The following is a 15,158-nucleotide window of genomic DNA, read 5'->3' on the forward strand; positions in this document are numbered from 1 at the left end:
ACACTTGGCGCTACCCAGTTGGGGCGGGGCTGGTTAGTCGGAGACCACCAGGGTCTCCGCGCCCGCCAGCCGGGCTTTGCCGCTCTCCAGGAGGGGCTCGACGGCGGCGCGCAGGGCCGTCATGGAATCGTCCAGTTCCAGCATGACCGGGTGCTGGTAGGCGATCAGGGCGAGTATGTCCCGGACCGCCTCGGCGGCATCGTCAGCATCGAGCGAGGGCTCGTGGCCAACGAAAACGTCCGTGGGCGTGTCCACGCCCGGGCCCACCTCCGCGTTGGGTGCGTCGTCAGGCCCGGCGGGGGCGGCGTAGCTGACCGCGAACGCCCGGATGCGGCCCTTCTTGCTGGGTGCCACACCCTGGCCGAACGCGGATTCCGGCTGGGCGCGGAGCACGATGGCACCGTGCGCACCGGTGAGCTCGTCCAGGAAGAGCTTCTGCACCTGGCCCACGGAGAGGACCCCCGGGGAGTCCCAGCCGTGGATGGAGGTGTAGTAGCGGCCCACCACGTCAGTCAGCTCCACCGAGCCGGTGGCCAGGTCCATGACGATGTCCGAACCGGCGTTCTCACCGTCGATGGGGCGGCCGCCGTGGTCCTTGTCCGGGAACACGGGCAGCCGGAGGGCTCCCGGCTCCACGATGACCAGCCGGGAACGCTGGATGGGTGCCAGCCCGGCGGCTTCGGCGAATGCGGCGCCGGGGCTGCCCGGCTCCACCTTGGCGCGGAGCTTGGAAACGCCCGACGGCGCGTGGCCGGCCTCGCGGCGCAGCATGGCCAGGAGGGTGGCACCGATGCCGTTGCGGCGGTGGTCCCGCGCGACTTCAACGTACGTCCACAGGCGTTCCGGGTGCAGGGATGCTTCATAAACGACACCGGCGGCGACGGGGATACCGACGCCGTCAACAACGTCCTCGGCCACGATGCAGCGGCGCCACGGGGTGCCGTTCCCTCCATTGGAGGACACGGCGAGGGCGCCGCGGAACTGGCGGGCCTGCGCGGTCTCCGGACCGCCCCAGATTTCCAGCAGGGCAAGGTCGTCGCCGTCCCGCCATTCGCGGTATTCGATGGCCATGCTCAGGCGCCGATCAGCCGTGCCGCCAGGTAGCCTTCCACCTTGTCCAGGGAGACGCGTTCCTGGCTCATGGTGTCCCGCTCGCGGATGGTGACGGCCTGGTCCTCGAGGGTATCGAAGTCCACGGTGATGCAGAACGGGGTGCCGATCTCGTCCTGGCGGCGGTAGCGGCGGCCGATTGCGCCGGCGTCATCGAAGTCGATGTTCCAGTTCTTCCGCAGCTGCGCACCCAGGGCCTTGGCCTTCGGGGACAGGTCCTCGTTACGGCTCAGCGGCAGCACGGCGGCCTTGACCGGCGCCAGGCGCGGGTCCAGCTTAAGTACCGTGCGCACGTCGACGCCACCCTTGGCGTTGGGGGCCTCGTCCTCGGTGTAGGCGTCCACCAGGAACGCCATGAAGGAACGGGTCAGGCCGGCCGCGGGCTCGATGACGTACGGGGTGTAGCGCTCGTTGGTGGCCTGGTTGAAGTAGCTCAGGTCCGTGCCGGAGGCCTTGGCGTGGGTGGAGAGGTCGAAGTCGGTGCGGTTGGCGATGCCTTCCAGCTCGCCCCACTCCGAGCCCTGGAAACCGAAGCGGTACTCGATGTCCGTGGTGCCCTTGGAGTAGTGGCTGAGCTTTTCCTTGGGGTGTTCGAAGAAGCGCAGGTTCTCCTCGCGGATGCCCAGGCCGGTGTACCAGGCCATGCGCTCGTTCATCCAGTACTTGTGCCACTCTTCGTCCGTGCCGGGCTCGACGAAGAACTCCATCTCCATCTGCTCGAACTCGCGGGTGCGGAAGATGAAGTTGCCGGGGGTGATCTCGTTGCGGAACGACTTGCCGATCTGGCCGATGCCGAACGGCGGCTTCTTCCGGGAGGTGGTGAGCACGTTGTTGAAGTTCACGAAGATGCCCTGCGCCGTTTCGGGCCGCAGGTAGTGCAGGCCCTCTTCGCTGGCCACCGGGCCAAGGTAGGTCTTGAGCAGGCCGGAGAACTCCTGCGGCTCGGTCCACTGCCCGCGGGTGCCGCAGTTGGCGCAGGCGATGTCCTTCAGGCCGTTCTCGGCGGGGCGGCCCTTCTTTTCCTCGTATTCTTCCTCGAGGTGGTCGGCCCGGTAGCGCTTGTGGCAGGACAGGCACTCCACCAAGGGGTCGGAGAAGACCTCAACGTGGCCGGATGCTTCCCATACCTGGCGGGGCAGGATCACCGAGGAGTCCAGGCCCACCACGTCCTCGCGGCCGCGGACCATGGACTGCCACCACTGGCGCTTGATGTTTTCCTTCAGTTCCGCGCCGAGGGGGCCGTAGTCCCAGGCAGAGCGCGAGCCTCCGTAGATCTCACCGGCCTGGAACACGAAGCCCCTCCGCTTGGAGAGGGAAATGACCTGGTCGAGGACGGATTTTGCTGCCATGGGGTAACTCCAATTTCTACAGGGCCGCTGGGTGCGGTCCGCGGGTTGTCAGGCCCGGCGCTGCCTTGCACCTGGGGCGCAGGGCAGCGGGTCGGGGGCGGATGAAGGAAGATCGTGGAAAAGCTTGTGTCCTAGCGTACCGGCCGCTGCCTGCGCAGCGCGCCCCGGGGCCACGGCAGGGTGGCCAGGACAATGGCGCCGAGCGTGAGCAGGGTTCCCAGCACGGTGGCCGGGGCCACGACGGTGCCCGGGGCGGGCAGCGCCAGGTCCAGGGCCAGCGAGCCGAGCAGTTGGCCCGCGATCATGCCCAGCCCGGTGACCAGTACGCCCAGGCTGCGGACCAGGAGGGCGCCCAGCCCAATGAACACGCAGCCCATGGGGCCGCCCAGGTAGTACCACCACTCCCCCGGCAGCGGGTTGGCGGGGCCGGCCACCGCGAGCTTCACGGCCAACGCGACCCAGAGCACGGTGCAGCCGGCCACGAAGTTGACCAGCGTGGCGGCAATGGGAGTGCCGTAGTGGAGGGCGGCGGTGCCGTTCATGGCCTGCTGGAAGCTCATGAGGAACCCCGCCGCCACGGGCAGCAGGATGGGAAGCAGCAACCCGGCGGCCCCGTCCCCTGAGCCTCCACTGCTGAACCGGGGCGACACCGCCCACGCGACGGCGGCGATGGTCAGGATGCAGCCAATGATGCGGATGCCGGTGACGGATTTCTTTCCAGCCGGCCCGATGCCCAGCCGGTCCACCAGCAGGCCGCTGACAGTCTGTCCGGTGACGGTGGCCACGGTGAACAGTGCCACACCGAGGATGCCCACGGTGAAGGACTGGGCAAAGACGAACAACGCACCGATGGCACCGGCCACCACGTAGATGCGGGGAAAGGCACGGTTGCGGACGGCCGGGATGATGGCGGCCAGGCCTGCCCGTCCCCGCGGCAGGACCAGGGAAATGACGATCATGACCAGCAGGCCTGTGCTGAAGCTCACGGCCGCCGCGGCGATTCCGTCATTGAGGCGGGCGCCCAGCGCCCCGTTGATGCGGCCCTGGACGGGGATGGCCAGGCCGGAACCCACGGCCAGGGGCAGGCCTGCAAGTGCCGGCAGGCGCGAAGGGGAGGTCATTGAATCCACCTTAGTTCAGGCATTATTGCTCTATGAGCAACCCCATTGAGGACGTCCCCATCCGCGACAGCATGATCCGGCTTGGCCAGCTGCTGAAGCTCGCCAACCTCGTTGAGGACGGGGTGGAGGCCGCTGAGCTCATCAAGAACGGCCTGGTCAAGGTCAACGGCGAGATCGATGACCGCCGTGGCCGCCAGCTGCACAACGGAGACACCGTCACGGTCAACGGCCAGAGCGTCCGGGTGGTCGCGCCCAACGCTGACTGACGGCGCCGGCGGGGCGCCCGGGACGCCCAAGCCGCCGCGCGCCGTCGTACGTCCTATTTGTTGAGCACTTCGTGGGTGAGGAACTCCCCCACGTGCCCGATCTCCTGCTGGTTGATGCCGTGCCACATGCCGGTGTAGAGCACCTTGGTGAGCTTGACGTGCTTGCGCACCCAGCCCATGGTGAACTCGATTTTGTCCTGGGTGATCACGGGGTCCTGCTGGTCCCGGCCCCAGAACATGGGCACGGTTCCGTCCAGCTCGGCGTCCTTGAACGTGGGGTCATCGGCGGCGTCCACCACGAAGCCTGACAGTCCGACGACGGCGGCGAAGTCCGTGGGCCGCTGGCGCAGGAGCGTGGTGGCCATCGCCATGCCCATGGAGAAACCCAGCAGGGTGACGGACGGATGCCCCACCCGGATGGTGTCGATCCACTCCAGCACGTAGGCCGAAGCCTTCTTGACCCGTTCCAGCGAGTACTCGATCGAGGCCGTCAGCGGGAACCAGGTGAAGCCGGGGCCCATGGCGATCGGCGCCCGCAGCGACGCTACGGCGAAGTCCCCGGGCAGCAGGTCGGCCAGGCTGAGCAGGTCCTGCTCATTGGCGCCGTAGCCGTGGAGCAGCACCAGCAGCGGCTTGCCGGCGCGCTGGTCTTCCGGATGGGACCACAGGACAACGGGGGCAGGAAATACTTCGGCGTCAGTCATGATTTCCATTCTTACAGTTACCGGAAAGTAACAACCTACGTTCGCGTAGGCAGCAAGACGGAAGGCAGGATAGGACCGTGACTGACGCAAGTGCCATCCAGACCCCGTCCGCGCACCCCGGTTCCCACCCCTGGACCCGGTATGTGGCGATGGGCGACTCCTTTACCGAGGGCATCGGCGACCCCGAACCCTCAAGCCCCGGCGGCCACCGCGGCTGGGCCGACCGCGTTGCCGAAGAGCTGGGCCGCACCCAGCCGGATTTCGCATACGCCAACCTTGCCGTCCGCGGCAGGCTGCTGCAGCAGATCGTGGACCAGCAGCTGGCCCCGGCCCTGGAGCTGAAGCCGGACCTGGTCACCCTCTCCGCCGGCGGGAACGATCTCATCCGCCCCGGAGGCGACCCTGATGCCCTGGCCGAGAAACTCGACTCCGTGGTCCAGATCCTGTCCATGGGCGGCGCCACGGTGGTGCTGTTCAACGGGCCGGACACGGGTTCCTCCGTGCTGGGCAGGATCCGCAGCAAGGTGGCCATCTACAACGAGAACCTGCGGACGGTGGCAGCCCGGCATGACGCGGTCATCGCGGACATGTGGTCGCTGCGGCAGCTGAGCGACCCGCAGATGTGGGACCAGGACCGCCTGCACTTCTCCCCCTTGGGGCACCACACGATTGCCGCCATGGTGCTGGACGCGCTGAACGTTCAGCATTCGCTGGAACCGCTGCAGCCCAAGCCTCTGCCGCCGCGCACGTGGCGGGAGGCCCGGAGCGGGGACTTCGTGTGGGCACGCGAATATTTCGTGCCGTGGGTGCTGCGCCGGCTGCGGCGCCAGTCCTCGGGTGACGGGGTCATGGCAAAGCGGCCGACGCCGGGTCCCATCTTTGGCCCGGGCGTCCCGTTGGGTTCCGGCGAGGGTCCGTTGGGAACCTCGGAACCCAGCCGCCGGTAACGCTTCCGGGGTTAGGCTGGAAGGACAACACTCGAGAGGCGCGGCACCGTGAGCAGCTTGTTTTTCTGGATCATTATCCTGTCCTTCGTTGTCCCCATGGCCATGCGGGCGTACCGGCGATCCATGGCACGGCGGGACCGGGGCCAGGGCTTGCCCGGCCCGTTTCCGGGTCCGAACCAGTTCCCTGGTTCCAACCAGTTCCCGGGCTATGGCCAGTTCCCCGGTTCCGCCGGGCCGCAGAGCAACCAGCCGCGGGACGGGTACACCCAGCAGGACTACTTCTCCGGCGGCTTCGGCCGGCCCGGGCAGCAGGGCCAGCCGCCCGTGCCGTACCAGTACGGGCAGCCGCCCATGACGGACCCCCGTTACGGCGCTGGGTCGCAGGGCTTCGGGCAGGAACCGCCCTTCCAGCAGCTCGGGTACCAGCAGCCTGGCCAGGGGTACCAGCAGCAGGGACCGGAGCAGTCTTCCGGACCCGCCACTCCCCCGCCACCCTCAGGCCCGCAAGGATACCGGGCGCGGAAACTCGCGGAGCTGGACCAGCAGTACAGCAACGGTGAGCTGTCCATGGAGGAGTACATGAAGCGCCGCGGCGACATCATGAACGGCTAGCCGCCCTGGTGCTTAGCAGCCCCTCCACACAACAGGCCGGGGACCGAATGACGGTCCCCGGCCTGTTGTTTCTTAACCCGGTCTGGTGTTGTTTAATCCGCGTGCCAGGTGGTGGTGCTTAATCCACTTGCCTAGTCCACTTGCGGGAAGCCCAGGTCGATCACGGAGGCGAACGGGTCCGGCCAGCGGGTGGTCACCACTTTGCCGCGGGTGTAGAACCGGATGCTGTCGGGCCCGTACATGTGGGTGTCGCCGAACAGCGAGTTCTTCCAGCCGCCGAACGAGAACGTGCCCACCGGGACCGGGATGGGGACGTTGACGCCCACCATGCCTGCCTCAACGTCGAACTCGAACTGCCGCGCCGCCCCGCCGTCGCGGGTGAAGATGGCCGTGCCGTTGCCGAACTGGTTGTCATTGACCAACTGCACCGCGTCGCTGTAGGTGTCCACGCGGACCACGGACAGGACCGGGCCGAAAATCTCGTCGTCGTACACCTTCATGCCCGGCTTGACGTGGTCCACCAGGCTGACCCCAATGAAGAACCCGTCGGAGTCGAACTGCTGGGAGCGGCCGTCCACCACCACGGTGGCGCCTTCGCCTTCGGCTCCGGAAACGTAGGATGCCACCCGGTCGCGGTGCTCCGCGGTGATCAAGGGGCCCATCTGGGAGGCCGGGTCGGTTCCCGCACCGATCTTCAGGTCTGCCATGCGGCTGGATATCGCCTTCACCAGGTCGTCGGCGATGTTGCCCACGGCCACCAGGACGCTGACGGCCATGCAGCGTTCACCGGCGGAACCGTAGGCGGCGGAAACCGCCGCGTCGGCAGCCATGTCCAGGTCGGCGTCGGGAAGCACCACCATGTGGTTCTTCGCGCCGCCCAGGGCCTGCACCCGCTTGCCGTGCTCAGCTGCCCGCTTGTAGATGGACTGGGCCACGGGGGTGGAGCCGACGAAGCTGACTGCCTTCACCTCAGGGTGCTCGAGCAGGACGTCGACCGCTTCCTTGTCCCCCTGGACCACGTTCAGGACCCCGGCCGGCAGGCCCGCCTCGGCGAAGGCCTCTGCGATGAAGACGGCCGCCGACGGATCCTTCTCGCTGGGCTTCAGCAGCACCGTGTTGCCGCACGCCAGGGCGCTGCCGATCATCCACAGCGGCACCATGGCCGGGAAGTTGAACGGGGTAATGCACGCCACCACGCCCACCGGCTGGCGGACGGAGTGCACGTCGATGCCGCTGGAGACCTGCTCCGAGCGTTCGCCTTTGAGCATGTGGGACAGGCCTGTGGCGAAGTCGATGTTCTCCAGGCCGCGGGCAATTTCACCTTCGGCGTCGGAGAGGACCTTGCCGTGCTCGCTGGTGAGGATCGCCGCGAGCTCTGACTTTCGCTGGGTGAGGATCTCGCGGACCTTGAAGAAGATGGTGGTGCGCTTGGTCAGGCTGGTGGCCCGCCAGGCCGGCAGCGCGGCGCGGGCTGCGGCGATGGCTTCCTCTGTCCGTGCCGCCGAGGCGAGCGCCACCTGCTTCTCCTGCTGGCCGGTGGCGGGGTTGAAGACCTGACCGAAGCGGTCGGCATCGGTGACGCGGGCGCCGTTGATGTAGTGCGGAATCGTTTCCAAGGGTGTCTCTTTTCCTGCGGTTCTTGCGGCGTGGTTGGTTGGACTGCGTGTCTACGTTGGACGGCGCGGTTAGTTGGACGGCGTCCCGTCGGCGGGCTGGAGCGAGCCGTCCACGAGCTTGATGATCATGGAGCAGTCCTTGCCCGCATCACCGGCATCGATGAGTCGCTGGAACAGCTGCTGGACGTGCTTGCCGATTTCCAGGGGCGTGCCGGTGTCCTCGGCGGCGCTGATGGCCAGGCCGATGTCCTTGTTCGCGAGCTCGGTGGTGAATGTGGGTGCGAAGTCGTTGTTGGAGGCCGCGGTGGGAACCACTCCGGGGACCGGGTACCAGGTCCGCAGCGCCCAGGAGTCCCCCGACGAGACCGAGGCGATGTTCCAGAAGACCTGCTTGTCCAGGCCCAGCCGGTCAGCCAGGACCGCACCCTCCGCGGTGGAGGCGAGGTTGATGAAAAGCATCAGGTTGTTGCAGATCTTGGCTGCCTGGCCCGTGGTGGGACCACCGGTGGGAATGATGTTTCCGGACATGGGCCCGATGTAGCCCGACGCGTCTTTGACGGCACCCTCTTCACCGCCCACCATGAACGTCAGGGTTCCGGCCTCGGCACCGCTCATTCCGCCGGACACCGGGGCGTCCACGAAGCGTAAGCCGGCGGCAGCAGCGGCGTCGTGCAGTTCCTGCGCGGAGGCGATGTCGATGGTGGAGGAGTCGATGAGCAGCGTGCGGGTATCCGCGTGCTTCAGAACACCGTCCTCCCCAAGGTAGACGGCGCGGGCGTGTTCACCCTTGGGCAGCATGGTGAAGACGGCGTCCGCGCCGTCCACCGCTTCGGCGATGCTGGCTGCACGCTTGACGCCGCCTGCCTCGGCGGCTGCCAGTGCCGCGGGGTTGAGGTCGAAGCCGCGCACATCGTGCCCGGCCTTCACCAGGTTCACCGACATGTGGCCGCCCATGTTGCCCAGGCCGATCCATCCGATAACTGCCATGCGTAAGCTCCTTTGCTTCCATTCCGGCGTTGCTGCCGGCATGTCTGTGTCTACGATCACACCCTGCTAGAGTGCAATCAAGGGGAAAAATTACAGACGCTCTGTGCATTGATGCACACAAGAGGAAGGCCGCCCGTGGATTCGAGACGGTTGCCCAGCCCCGACGACCTGCTCATCCTGCTGACCGTGGCGCGCCTGGGCCGGTTCAATGCGGTGGCCGAGACCCTGGGCACCACACACACCACCATTTCCCGCCGGATCCTGGCCCTGGACAAACAGTTGGGCGGGCGTACCCTGGAGCGCAGCCCACACGGCTGGGAGCTGACGAAGCTTGGTGCGGCCGCGGTAGAGGCGGCGGAGGCGATCGAAAGCACCCTTGGCTCGTTGTCGGGCCTGATCAGCCAGGACCAGAGTGCCCTTGCCGGCCTGGTCCGGGTCGCCACCACGGACGGAGTGGGAGCCGTGTTCGTCACCCCGTCGCTGGTGCGGCTCCAGCAGCAGAACCCGCAGCTGAACATCGAGATGCTGAGTGCCACCCGGAAAGTCAGCCAGAACCGGTCAGGGGTGGACCTGGAGATCGTGGTGGGCCGCGCCGACGTCAGCACCGCGCAGACCATCTTCCTAAGCAACTACTACCTGCGCCTCTACGCCAGCCCCGGCTATGCGGCGCAGCACGGCCTGCCGGAAACGCTCGACGACGTGGGGCAGCACGCGTTTGTCTCCTACGTGGAGTCTGCACTCCAAGTGGCGGAGCTTGGGCCCCGCTGGTCATCGCAGCTTCCGACGCCCAGGACAAGCTTCCAGGCCACGAGCGTGTTCGCCCAGGTGGAGGCGGTGCGCCAGGGCGCCGGCATTGGGCTGCTGCCGAACTTCATGGTGGGAGACCGTGAAGATTTCGTGCCCGTGCTGCCAGGTGATTTTGAGCGCCAGCTGCCCATCTGGGCTGTTGCACGGCCGGAGTCGCTTCGGTCAGCGCGGGTGCAGGCCGTGATCGCGGCCCTGAAGGACGAGGTGAAGGAGCGGTCGTTGCTGCTCGCCGGGTGAGGAGCCGGGGCGGGTGAGGAACCGGGCCTGACGGTTCAGGCCCGGAAGAGCCGCCGCACTACCTGTCCCGCTGCGAGCGCATCAAGGCCCTCGTTGATCTCGCCGAGTGGCCGGGTGTCGGTGTGCAGCAGCTCAACCGGCAGTTTGCCGTCCCGCCAGTACCCGAGGTACCTGGGGATGTCCCGCGCGGGAACGGCGTCGCCCATGTAGGAGCCCAGCAGCCGCTTGCCGGCCCCGGCGAACTGCAGGGCCGGTACCGTCAACTCTGCGGAGGGGTGGGGCAGGCCCACGGAGACCACCGCGCCACCCCTGGTGACCCGCTCCAGGCAGGATGCGATGACACCGGCTGAGCCCACCGCTTCAATGGCGACGTCGACGCCGTCGCCGGCTGCTTCCTCAATCAGCCGCCCTGCGTCCTCCGGCGTCCCTACCGCGGTGGCCCCGGCGTCGCGGGCCAGCTGGTGCTTCCCCTGGTTGGGGTCGATGGCGATGACGCTCGTGGCCCCTGCCAGGCGGGCCGCCATCACGGCGGACAGGCCCACCGCCCCCAGGCCGAACACTGCCACGGACTGGCCGGGGCCGACTGCGGCGGTGTTGAACACCGCTCCCATTCCGGTGAGCACGGCGCAACCAAACATCGCCGCCACGGTGTCCGGGACGTCGTCGTCAATCACCACCACTGATTCCCGCGCAACCACCGCGTAGTCAGCGAAGGCGGAAACGCCCAGGTGGTGGTTGATCCGCTCCCCCGCCGGCGTCCGCAACAGTGCCGGACCATGGAGCAGGTCTCCGGATCCATTCACCTCAGCTGCCCGGTGGCAGAGCGCGGGCCTGCCGGACAGGCAGGCCCGGCACTGGCCGCAGCTGGGCACGAACACCAGAACCACATGGTCCCCCACGGATACGTCGGAGACGCCGTCGCCCACGGACACCACCCGCCCCACGGCCTCGTGTCCCAGGGCCATGGGAAGGGGCCGGACGCGTGAACCGTCCACGACGGACAGGTCCGAATGGCACAGGCTCGAGTAGGTGATGGAAACTCCGAGCTCACCGGCGCGCGGCTCCGGCCGCTCCAGCTCCTGCACCAGCAGGGGCCTGGACTCGGCGTAGCTCTGTTTTCCCTGGGCCGGGGCGGGAACGGTGGAGTAGAGGACGGCGGCTTTCATGGCCCTACTTCTTGCTGGCAGCGAGCAGGTCTGCCGTGCCCTTGGCGTCGGCCGCGTCAACGTCGTGCAGCGAGATGCCCCGGGTTTCCTTCAGGAAGAAGACCGCGACGGCGGTGATGGCACACGCGATGAGCAGGTACACCGCCACCGGGACGGAGGACTTGTAGGTACCCAGCAGGGACGCGGCGATGATCGGCGCCAGTGAGCCCGCCACGATGGACGTCACCTGGTAGCCGAGCGAGACGCCGGAATACCGCATCCGGGTGGGGAACATTTCCGCCATGATGGCGGGCTGCCCGGCATACATGAAGGCGTGGAACACCAGGCCGATCATGATGGCCGCCAGGATGATGACATCGTTCTTGGTGTCCATCATGGGGAAGGCGAAGAAGCCCCAGGTGGCACCCATGATGGCGCCGGCCATGTAGACGGGCTTGCGGCCGAAGCGGTCCGACAGCTTGCCCACCATGGGCACGACGGCGAAGTGGACGGTGTGCGCAAGGAGCAGCAGCAGCAGGATCCGCGTGGTGTCAGCCTGCACCACCGTCTTCAGGTAGGTGATGGAGAACGTGACCACCAGGTAGTAGAGGATGTTTTCCGCGAAGCGCAGGCCCATGGCGGTGAAGACGCCGCGCGGGTAGCGCCGGAACACCTCGGCCACGCCGTAGCCCTTGTGGCCCGCGTCCACCTCTTTGCGGGCCTCCAGGAAGATGGGGGCGTCGTTGACCTTGGTGCGGATGTAGTAACCGATGATGACGATCACTGCGGAGAGCCAGAACGCCACGCGCCAGCCCCAGCCCAGGAACGCGTCCTGGGTCAGCGTGGAGGAGAGGACGAACAGCACGGCCGTGGCCAGCAGGTTGCCCAGCGGCACTGCCGATTGCGGCCAGCTGGCCCAGAAGCCGCGTGACTTGCTGGGGCTGTGCTCTGCCACGAGGAGCACGGCGCCGCCCCATTCCCCGCCCACGGCGAAGCCCTGGGCGAACCGCAGGAATACCAGCAGCGCGGGCGCCCAGTAGCCGATCTGTCCGAAGGTGGGCAGGCAGCCCATGAGGAAGGTGGAGACCCCCACCAGGATGATGCTCAGTTGCAGCAGCTGCTTGCGGCCGAACTTATCGCCGAAGTGGCCAAAGACGATTCCGCCGATGGGGCGTGCGACGAAACCGACGGCATAGGTGAGGAAGGCGGCGATGATGCCGTCCAGTTCCGTGCCGGCGTTGGGGAAGAAGGCCTTCCCGAACACCAGGGTGGCGGCCGATGCGTAGAGGAAGAACTCGTACCATTCCACGACCGTGCCGGCCATGGAGGCCGTCACCACTTTCTTAAGGCCTGAGGCCTTGACGTCGGTTTCCTCTGTGCGCCTTGCGGCGGAGCTTTCCGTACTCATGCGAACTCCTTCGGCGTCGTCGTCGACACCACGGGGACCAGTCAATGGCAGACGGGTGTGATGCACACCACGAAAGCCGGATTCGATGAGTATGGTCTGCCTGCGGCGCAACCTCAACGCCGATTAGTGCAGAACGCATCTGCAGGAATGCACATTAAGGGCTGTGCGCCAGGCGGCGCCTAGACCAGGAAGCTGCTCCGCAGCCGGCCGCCCAACTGCCCGATCTCGGTGAGGAACCCGTCGTGCCCGATCGGTGCCTGGATGACATGGACGTCCACGTCCCCGGGCAGCGCCTGGGCCAGTTCGTGGGACTGCGACGGAAAATAGAGCCGGTCCGAGTCGACGGCGGCCACGAAGAACCGTGCCGTGGAGGCGGCGAGGGTTTCGGTCAAGGTTCCCCGTCCCCGGCACACATCGTGGCTCATCAGTGCCTCGGTCAGGGCGATATAGCTGTTGGCATCGAAGCGCTTCACCAGCTTGTTGCCCTGGTGGTCCAGGTAGCTTTCCACCTGGTAGCGGCCGCGGGAGGCAAGAACTTCCCCCTGCAGGGGCGACTCGGGCGCCTGGGGTGCCCGGCCGAAGCGGCCTTCCAGTTCGGCAGCCGACCGGTAGGTGATGTGGGCGATGCGCCGGGCCAGTGCCAGCCCATCTTCCGGGCACGGACCGCCGTAGTAGTCCCCGCCGTTGAAATTGGGGTCTTGCCGGATGGCCAGCGTCTGGGCCTGCGCGAAGGCAATCTGTTCGGCCGTGCTGGCGGCTCCCACGGAGATCACGGCGCAGCGCTGCACCCTTTCCGGGTACGTCACCGCCCATTCCAGGGCGCGGGCGCCCCCCATGGATCCGCCGAGGACGGCGAACCAGCTCTTGATGCCCAGCTGGTCCGCGAGCCTTGCCTCGGCAACCGTACTGTCGCGCAGCGTGACGAGGGGAAACCTGGAGCCCCAGGGATTTCCGTCCGGCGCGGGTGATGACGGGCCGGTGGATCCGTAGCAGCCGCCAACGATATTGATGGACACCACGAAGAAGCGGTCCGTGTCCACGGGAGCGCCGGGGCCGGCCAGCTGTTCCCACCAACCTTCTTCGTCGGTGTCGCCGCGGGTCACGTGGGTGCTGCCGGTCAGCGCATGCTCGATCAGGATGGCGTTGCTGGCGTCCGCATTGAGCGTCCCCCAGGTTTCGTAGGCCAGGGTGACGTCCGGGAGGTATCCCCCGGCTTCGAGTTCCAGACCCCCGATGGAGGCGTAACGCACGATTCCGTGTTCGGGGATGGTGGTTCGGGCGACGGTAACCGTCATGGCAAGACCTCTTCTACGCGCTTGCCTGCCGTCGTCTGACCGGCAGGCCAGGTCCTCACCCGGGGCACCCCACCGCGGATGGAGGGTTGCCGGCCAGCAAGCCGGGGCTGTCACTGGCACTCATGACCTGGTTCGAGTGTACGAAACACCCCCCACTCCAGGCCAAGAGTATGACTGGTTGTGACTTCCCGGTTTGCCGGCCGGCACATGCTGCGACGCTCGCGTTTGGGGCTACGCGTCGGCGCCCTTGGCTGCCCGGAAGCCTGCCTCCAGGTCGGCCAGGATGTCGTCGATGTGCTCCAGGCCAACGGAAAGCCGGACCAGGCCCGGGTGCACGCCGGCCACAACCTGCTGCTCCGGCGAGAGCTGGCTGTGCGTGGTGGACGCGGGGTGGATGACCAGGGAGCGGACGTCGCCGATATTGGCCACGTGGGAATGCAGCTCCAGGGCGTCGACGAAGCGCTTGCCCGCCTCTGCCCCGCCGGCCAGATTGAAGGCCACGACGGCGCCCGTCCCCTTGGGTCCGTACTTGCGGCCACGCTCGTACCAGGGGCTGGAGGGCAGCCCCGCGTAGGCGACGGATTCGACGTCGTCCCTTGCCTCCAGCCAACGCGCCACTTCCGTGGCGTTCGCAACGTGGCGCTCCACCCGCAGGCTCAACGTCTCCAGGCCCTGGGAAATCAGGAACGCGTTGAAGGGCGAGACGGCTGAGCCGAGGTCGCGCAGCAACTGCACACGGGCCTTGAGAATGTAGGAGAGGTTGGCGCCGAGTGCGCCGCCTTCACCGAGATCGCGGGCGTAGACCAGGCCGTTGTAGGTGGGGTCCGGGGTGTTGAAGCCGGGGAACCGTTCCGGATCCTTGCCGAAATCGAACTTGCCGGAATCGACGATGACTCCGGCAATGGCCGAGCCGTGGCCACCCAGGTACTTGGTGGCCGAGTGCAGGACAATGTCCGCTCCCCACTCCAGTGGGCGGATCAGGTACGGCGTGGACAAGGTGTTGTCCACAATGAGGGGCACGCCGGCCTGGTGGGCCACCTCGGAGATGCCTTCGATGTCCAGGACATCCTGGCGCGGGTTGGACACCACTTCACCGAAGAAGAGCTTGGTGTTGGGCTGCACGGCATCGCGCCACTGGTCCAGGTTGTCCGGATCGGCCACGAAGGTCACCGAGATGCCGAACTTCTTCAGCGTGTGCGCAAACAGGTTGTAGGTTCCGCCGTAAAGGCTGGGGCTGGCCACGATGTGGTCGCCTGCCTCGGCGATGTTCAGGACAGCGAAGGTTTCGGCGGCCTGCCCGGAGCTCAGCAGCAGCGCGGCCAGGCCTCCTTCGAGGCTGGCAATCCGTTGCTCGACGGCATCCTGGGTGGGATTGCCGATGCGGGTATAGATGGGCGCAAGTTCAGCCAGGGCAAAACGGTTGGCGGCGCTTTCAGCGCTGGGAAACACGAATGACGTGGTCTGGTAGATAGGCAGGGCGCGGGCCCCCGTGGCGCTGTCCGCCGCCTGGCCTGCGTGGATCTGGCGGGTTTCGAAGGACCATCCGTTGGACAT

Annotated in this window: 14 protein-coding genes and 1 riboswitch; of the genes, 4 read left to right on the top strand and 10 right to left on the bottom strand. The window is 67.1% G+C overall.

What is annotated here, in order from left to right; genetic code table 11:
• Positions 1-33 precede the first annotated feature (33 nt).
• The 3 genes from PUN51_RS07235 to PUN51_RS07245 form a co-directional block, all read right to left on the bottom strand.
• Complete coding sequence (locus tag PUN51_RS07235; RefSeq protein ID WP_275180356.1) at positions 34-1,071, bottom strand: GNAT family N-acetyltransferase; 1,038 nt, start codon at positions 1,069-1,071, stop codon at positions 34-36.
• A 2-nt stretch (positions 1,072-1,073) separates the two neighbouring features.
• The gene (locus tag PUN51_RS07240) at positions 1,074-2,459 is read right to left on the bottom strand and encodes a glycine--tRNA ligase (protein ID WP_224025544.1); all 1,386 of its coding nucleotides are present in this window, start codon (positions 2,457-2,459) and stop codon (positions 1,074-1,076) included.
• Positions 2,460-2,590: 131 nt separating this feature from the next.
• A complete protein-coding gene (locus PUN51_RS07245; RefSeq protein ID WP_275180357.1) occupies positions 2,591-3,580 on the bottom strand; it encodes a DMT family transporter in 990 nt (329 codons plus the stop codon).
• 32 nt (positions 3,581-3,612) lie between these two features.
• On the opposite strand from PUN51_RS07245, the gene PUN51_RS07250 reads away from it, so the two are divergent.
• Complete coding sequence (locus PUN51_RS07250; RefSeq protein ID WP_159632411.1) at positions 3,613-3,846, top strand: RNA-binding S4 domain-containing protein; 234 nt, start codon at positions 3,613-3,615, stop codon at positions 3,844-3,846.
• 53 nt (positions 3,847-3,899) lie between these two features.
• On the opposite strand, the gene PUN51_RS07255 is transcribed toward PUN51_RS07250, so the two are convergent.
• Entirely contained in the window at positions 3,900-4,550 is a 651-nt protein-coding gene (locus PUN51_RS07255) for an alpha/beta hydrolase (RefSeq protein ID WP_224025543.1), read from the bottom strand.
• 77 nt (positions 4,551-4,627) lie between these two features.
• On the opposite strand from PUN51_RS07255, the gene PUN51_RS07260 reads away from it, so the two are divergent.
• Together PUN51_RS07260 and PUN51_RS07265 are read left to right on the top strand one after the other, a co-directional pair.
• Entirely contained in the window at positions 4,628-5,497 is an 870-nt protein-coding gene (locus PUN51_RS07260; RefSeq protein WP_159632413.1) for an SGNH/GDSL hydrolase family protein, read from the top strand.
• Between the two features lie 48 nt (positions 5,498-5,545).
• On the top strand, positions 5,546-6,109 hold the full coding sequence (locus tag PUN51_RS07265; RefSeq protein WP_224025542.1) for a hypothetical protein: 564 nt from the start codon (positions 5,546-5,548) through the stop codon (positions 6,107-6,109).
• A 131-nt stretch (positions 6,110-6,240) separates the two neighbouring features.
• Here PUN51_RS07265 and PUN51_RS07270 read toward each other — a convergent pair whose 3' ends face one another.
• Positions 6,241-7,725: a CoA-acylating methylmalonate-semialdehyde dehydrogenase gene (locus tag PUN51_RS07270; RefSeq protein WP_275180358.1), complete on the bottom strand. Its 1,485-nt coding sequence runs from the start codon at positions 7,723-7,725 to the stop codon at positions 6,241-6,243.
• Positions 7,726-7,794: 69 nt separating this feature from the next.
• A complete protein-coding gene (gene mmsB, locus PUN51_RS07275) occupies positions 7,795-8,712 on the bottom strand; it encodes a 3-hydroxyisobutyrate dehydrogenase (RefSeq protein WP_275180359.1) in 918 nt (305 codons plus the stop codon).
• A 111-nt stretch (positions 8,713-8,823) separates the two neighbouring features.
• Here mmsB and PUN51_RS07280 point away from each other — a divergent pair, with 111 nt between their 5' ends.
• Complete coding sequence (locus tag PUN51_RS07280; RefSeq protein WP_159632417.1) at positions 8,824-9,756, top strand: LysR family transcriptional regulator; 933 nt, start codon at positions 8,824-8,826, stop codon at positions 9,754-9,756.
• 35 nt (positions 9,757-9,791) lie between these two features.
• On the opposite strand, the gene PUN51_RS07285 is transcribed toward PUN51_RS07280, so the two are convergent.
• The 4 genes from PUN51_RS07285 to PUN51_RS07300 all read right to left on the bottom strand — a co-directional run bounded on the left by PUN51_RS07285 (position 9,792) and on the right by PUN51_RS07300 (position 15,158).
• Complete coding sequence (locus tag PUN51_RS07285; RefSeq protein WP_275180360.1) at positions 9,792-10,922, bottom strand: zinc-binding dehydrogenase; 1,131 nt, start codon at positions 10,920-10,922, stop codon at positions 9,792-9,794.
• A gap of 4 nt (positions 10,923-10,926) precedes the next feature.
• Positions 10,927-12,309 (bottom strand): MFS transporter, encoded by a 1,383-nt coding sequence (locus tag PUN51_RS07290; RefSeq protein ID WP_275180361.1) that lies wholly within the window; start codon positions 12,307-12,309, stop codon positions 10,927-10,929.
• A 179-nt stretch (positions 12,310-12,488) separates the two neighbouring features.
• A complete protein-coding gene (metX, locus tag PUN51_RS07295; protein ID WP_275180362.1) occupies positions 12,489-13,604 on the bottom strand; it encodes a homoserine O-acetyltransferase MetX in 1,116 nt (371 codons plus the stop codon).
• 12 nt (positions 13,605-13,616) lie between these two features.
• Positions 13,617-13,732: riboswitch (SAM riboswitch) on the bottom strand.
• Positions 13,733-13,835: 103 nt separating this feature from the next.
• On the bottom strand, positions 13,836-15,158 hold the full coding sequence (locus tag PUN51_RS07300; RefSeq protein ID WP_159632421.1) for a bifunctional o-acetylhomoserine/o-acetylserine sulfhydrylase: 1,323 nt from the start codon (positions 15,156-15,158) through the stop codon (positions 13,836-13,838).

The sequence above is a fragment of the Arthrobacter sp. NQ4 genome (assembly GCF_029077345.1).
Lineage (GTDB): Bacteria > Actinomycetota > Actinomycetes > Actinomycetales > Micrococcaceae > Arthrobacter.

Coding starts and splice junctions, on each gene's coding strand:
- PUN51_RS07300 (WP_159632421.1), bottom strand. CDS start 15,158: ATGTCCAACGGATGGTCCTTCGAAACCCGCCAGATCCACGCAGGCCAG.
- PUN51_RS07290 (WP_275180361.1), bottom strand. CDS start 12,309: ATGAGTACGGAAAGCTCCGCCGCAAGGCGCACAGAGGAAACCGACGTC.
- PUN51_RS07280 (WP_159632417.1), top strand. CDS start 8,824: ATGCACACAAGAGGAAGGCCGCCCGTGGATTCGAGACGGTTGCCCAGC.
- PUN51_RS07235 (WP_275180356.1), bottom strand. CDS start 1,071: ATGGCCATCGAATACCGCGAATGGCGGGACGGCGACGACCTTGCCCTG.
- PUN51_RS07240 (WP_224025544.1), bottom strand. CDS start 2,459: ATGGCAGCAAAATCCGTCCTCGACCAGGTCATTTCCCTCTCCAAGCGG.
- PUN51_RS07245 (WP_275180357.1), bottom strand. CDS start 3,580: ATGACCTCCCCTTCGCGCCTGCCGGCACTTGCAGGCCTGCCCCTGGCC.
- metX (WP_275180362.1), bottom strand. CDS start 13,604: ATGACGGTTACCGTCGCCCGAACCACCATCCCCGAACACGGAATCGTG.
- PUN51_RS07250 (WP_159632411.1), top strand. CDS start 3,613: ATGAGCAACCCCATTGAGGACGTCCCCATCCGCGACAGCATGATCCGG.
- mmsB (WP_275180359.1), bottom strand. CDS start 8,712: ATGGCAGTTATCGGATGGATCGGCCTGGGCAACATGGGCGGCCACATG.
- PUN51_RS07285 (WP_275180360.1), bottom strand. CDS start 10,922: ATGAAAGCCGCCGTCCTCTACTCCACCGTTCCCGCCCCGGCCCAGGGA.
- PUN51_RS07255 (WP_224025543.1), bottom strand. CDS start 4,550: ATGACTGACGCCGAAGTATTTCCTGCCCCCGTTGTCCTGTGGTCCCAT.